This window comes from Okeania sp. KiyG1 (assembly GCF_014132355.1).
Lineage (GTDB): Bacteria > Cyanobacteriota > Cyanobacteriia > Cyanobacteriales > Microcoleaceae > Okeania.
In genome coordinates, this window is record NZ_BLZO01000119.1 from 1 (window position 1) to 4857 (window position 4857).

2 protein-coding genes are annotated in these 4857 nt (G+C 39.8%); both read left to right on the forward strand.

From position 1 onward, the window contains the following. Positions 1 to 264 precede the first annotated feature (264 nt). Complete coding sequence (locus SAGCYANO_RS28925; RefSeq protein ID WP_202223230.1) at positions 265 to 1125, forward strand: bile acid:sodium symporter family protein; 861 nt, start codon at positions 265 to 267, stop codon at positions 1123 to 1125. A 15-nt stretch (positions 1126 to 1140) separates the two neighbouring features. After that, a partial coding sequence (locus tag SAGCYANO_RS28930) for a non-ribosomal peptide synthetase (RefSeq protein WP_202223231.1) occupies positions 1141 to 4857 on the forward strand: 3717 nt, incomplete at its 3' end.

Sequence of the window (4857 nt, forward strand, 5' to 3'; positions counted from 1 at the left end):
ATAATTAGCGATCGCCTTTATCCAAAAGTAAGCGATCGCTCTAGCTTTAGATTAAGTCCGACATTTTCCGATAGCATTTGCTATCGGAAAGAATCACTAACAAAAAATATGTGACCAATGGCCTTAACTATTCCGGATACAATTCCTTCTAGGTCAGAGAGTCAAAAAAATTAGATGCGTTTGCCCTGGCATAGGTATCGTCATCTCCCTTGATCATAGAATGGTTATTTTGTCAATTTTTTATTTGATGACACGCCCTAGTTTATGGAATCAAATTTTCTAATATCTGTTCTTCTGCTCCTAACTTTATTTATCACGATGTTAGGCATGGGACTTGGTTTAACTTTAGATGACTTTAAACGAGTTTTGATTGAACCGAAAGGAGCAATTCTCGGTTTAATTGCTCAACTAATTATGTTACCATTAGTAGGATTTATCTTAGTTAACATTTTTCCTCTCTCTCCTGAATTAGCTGTCGGGTTGATGATTTTAACCGCTAGTCCGGGGGGGCCTACTTCTAATCTAATTACTTATTTGGTTAAAGGAAATGTAGCTTTATCTATTACTCTCACCGCCGTAAGTAGTTTAATTACTATATTTACCATACCTATAATTACCAATTTTTCAATGGAAAATTTTATGGGTCAAGCGGTAACACTAGAGTTACCTTTTGCCAAAACAGTTCTTCAAATTGCTGTTCTCACTTTAATTCCCATTTCCATTGGAATGTTAATCCGTTATCACAGGTTTAAGTTGGCCATAAAACTTGAAAAATCAGTAAAATGGCTTTCTCTATTTTTATTAGGAGTAATTATTGTTGGTTTATTAGTGAAAGAACGCAATAATGTCGCTGATTTTTTCTTACAAGTTGGAGCAGTAACTCTTACTCTTAATATCTTAACGATGGCTTTAGGCTATAGTCTGTCTACTTTATCTAAACTTGATCGAGCAAGTAGTAAATCAATTACTGCTGAAGTAGGTATTCAAAATGCAATGTTAGCGATGACTATTGCTAGTACCTCAACATTACTGAATATTCCAACAATGGCAATACCTGCCGCTGTATATGCCTTAATTATGTATGTAACAGGTGCTATTTTTATTTGGATAATGGGAGATATATAGCGAGGAAATTATCTTATGAACCTAAATCAAATTCTCTCTCAAATAGCTAGCCAAGGCATCCGATTATCTGCTGAAGGCGAGCAACTAAAGATTAGCGCTCCCAAGGGAACATTAACTCCAGAAATTCGAGAGCTGATCTCCCAAAACAAAGCTGAATTATTGCAATTACTTCAGAACGTTTCAACTATAGATAGTTCAGAGGCTCTTTCAGAAACCCTAACACCCTACGAAGAGACTAGCCCCTACCCTCCCTTATCTCTCAATGAACAGTCTCTCTGGTTTGTCTGGCATCTCGCACCAGAGAGTTATGCTTATAACGTTTCCTTCGCCGGGAGAATACCTGAAGCGAGCAATATTTCAGTTTGGCAAGAAGTATTTGAGCATTTACTCAAGCAACATCCGGGTTTACAGACTTCTTTCCCCAGCTTGAATAACAAACCTTATCGAAAAATTCTAGAAACCCCTATTTTAGACCTTCAAGTAACTGATGCTATCAGTTGGAGTGTAGCAGAAGTGCGACAAAGGTTAATTGCTTCTCACCGAGAACCTTTTGACTTAGAAAATGGCCCGCTCATGCGTGTCAGATTTTTTCAACAGGGAGCACAGGGGCTAACGTTTATCGTGTCTGCCCATCATATTGTCTGTGATGGCTGGTCCCTAAATCTCATGGTGGAGGAATTACCTGTTATCTATCATCAGCTCCAGACTCAGGAGTCTATTTCCCTTGCTCCTCCCAGTCATAGCTATCCAACCTTTGTTCATTGGCAACAAGAACTACTAGAGAGTGCTAGAGGAAAGCAACTGTGGGAGTATTGGCAACAAAAACTAGAGGGCAATTTGCCAGTATTGCAACTACCCACTGATTATCCACGACCCTCTATCCAAACCTATAAGGGAGATTCCTGTGTCTTTAGTTTATCCCCAGAACTAACCCAAAAGTTAAAGAAGCTGGCTGATAGTAGAAAAGTATCTTTGTACGCTCTGCTTTTAACTGCTTATCAGGTACTACTTTATCGATATACTCTTCAGGAAGATATTATCGTTGGCTCACCTGTAACGGGTCGAAGTCGTTCAGAATTCAATGGAATCATGGGGCATTTTGTTAATATGCTCCCCATGCGAAGCAATATTCAAGGCACAGCCAGTTTTACAGAACTGTTAGCGCAAGTGCAGGCAACGGTTCTAGAAGCCCTTGATTCTCAAGATTTTCCGTTTGCACTGATGGTGGAACGATTGCATCCACAACGAGATTTAAGTTATTCCCAAATTATGCAAACGAACTTTATATTTCAGAAGTTCGCGCAAATCGATGTGCTGATTGCCAGTACAGAGGAAACTCCGAAGAATTGGGGAGGACTGAGTTTCATTCCCTACAGCCCAGTACTATTTGAAGGGCAATCGGATTTAGATTTGGAAATGAGTGAAATCAACTCTAGGCTGGAAGGAGCATTTAAGTACAACACAGACTTGTTTAAGCAGAATACGATTGAGCGAATAATAGGTCATTTCCAGACCTTGTTGGAGGGGATAGTTGCCGCTCCACAGCAGCCAGTGAGTCACCTACCACTACTGACAGCAGCCGAACAACAGCAGATTTTGGTCGATTGGAATGACACAGCGGTGGACTATCCCCATGACAAGTGTATTCATCAGTTGTTTGAGGAACAGGTCGAAAACAACCAAAATGCAATAGCCGTAGTATTTGAACAACAAAAACTGACTTATCAGCAATTGAATAGCAAAGCCAATCAACTAGCTCACTACTTGCAAAAGTTGGGAGTTGGACCAGAAGTGCTAGTGGGGATATGTGCAGAGCGCTCAGTAGAAATGGTTGTCGGTTTATTAGCAATCCTCAAAGCCGGAGGAGCTTATGTACCATTAGACCCGAATCATCCTACTTCGCGTCTCAATTACATGATAGAAGATGCACAATTTTCTATACTACTGACTCAACAAAAATGGCAACATAACCTATCGCAAACCATAGAATATCTGATTTGTTTGGATAGATATGAAGAAATTATTAATCAACAGAGTCAGCAAAATTTAGACCATCAGGTAACAGTTAATCAGTTAGCTTACGTTATCTATACTTCAGGTTCTACAGGCAAGCCAAAAGGAGTAACTATTCCCCATCAAGGATTATTAAATCTAGTTTTCTGGCATCAACGTACTTTTGCAATCAAATCATCAGATAGAGCATCTCAAATAGCAGGAGTAGGTTTTGATGCCTCTGTCTTGGAAATATGGCCTTACTTAAGTGCAGGTGCTTGCTTACACTTAGTTGATTCACAAACTTGTCTGTCTCCAGAAGCACTTAGAAATTGGCTAGTCTCAGAAAAAATAAAGATTAGTTTTGTGCCAACACCTCTATTAGAAAATTTGTGTTCTTTAGAATGGCCTCCAGAAACAGAATTGAAAACTGTAGTGACAGGAGGAGATAAACTACACAAGTTTCCATCATCAGCTCTACCATTCTATGTATTCAATGACTATGGGCCGACAGAGAATACAGTTGTAACTACTTCTGGGTTAGTAGTTTCCGATCGAGGAGGCAGTATTTCACCATCTATTGGTAAGCCAATATCCAATACGAAAGTATATATTTTGGATACAAATTTACAACCAGTCCCTATAGGAGTAGTAGGAGAACTTTATATCGGAGGAGATGGTTTAGCCAGAGGCTACTTGCATCGCCCAGAACTAACCCAAGAAAAATTTATCCCCAACCCTTTTGAGAACTCAAAAGCCAAAAGTCAAAAGTCAAAATTATATAAAACAGGAGATTTAGCCCGATATTTAAGTGATGGTAACATTGAATTCATAGGTCGGATCGATCATCAGGTTAAGATTCGTGGTTTCCGTATAGAATTAGGAGAAATTGAATCTGTCCTCAACACACACCCCCAAATTCAACAAGTAGTAGTTATTGCCAGAGAAGATATTGCTCATACTAAACGCCTATTAGCCTACATAGTCATTGATGAACATGAATCAATCGCCACTTCGCAACTGCGTAAATTTATGAAATCAAAACTACCGGAATACATGATTCCCAGTGCTTTCATAACCTTGGATAGGTTACCATTAACCCCCAATGGTAAGGTAAACCGCAAAGCTCTGCCAGAACCCGATGAAACAATTACCCGAGAACATGAGTATGTCGCACCGCGTACCCCAGTTGAGGAAATAATAGCTAATATCTTCTCGGATATTCTCGGCGTGCAAAATGTGGGAATCTCAGACAACTTCTTCGAGCTGGGAGGACATTCCTTACTGGCAACCCAATTAATTTCTCGGTTGAAAGTAGCATTGGAAGTTGAAGTTCCCCTAAGTTGTGTATTTGAGTCTCCTACGGTAGGTCAACTAGAGGAAACAATAACCCAATTACGCAACCACGTTAAAACTCGAACCCAACAGCAACAGACTTCAGTCTATACAACTCCTTCAACACAACCTCTTATGGAGGAAAACTTCCTGGAGTTCAAAGGAAATCAGATTGGTCTGTGTAGTTGGGGTTTCCCGGATAATCCTATAGTTCTCTGTATTCATGGTATTTTAGACCAAGGATTAGCTTGGCAAGAAGTAGCACTTCCCCTGGCAACACAAGGTTATCGAGTCGTGGCTCCCGATCTATTCGGTCACGGTCGTTCCTCTCATTTAGAATTAGTAACTTCTTATAGTCCCCTTACCTTTTTAGCTCAGATAGACCAAGTCATTCAGGAATTACCA

What these genes read in the sequence shown, in the direction of transcription:
- SAGCYANO_RS28925 (WP_202223230.1), top strand. Translation starts at nt 265, where the DNA reads ATGGAATCAAATTTTCTAATATCTGTTCTTCTGCTCCTAACTTTATTT.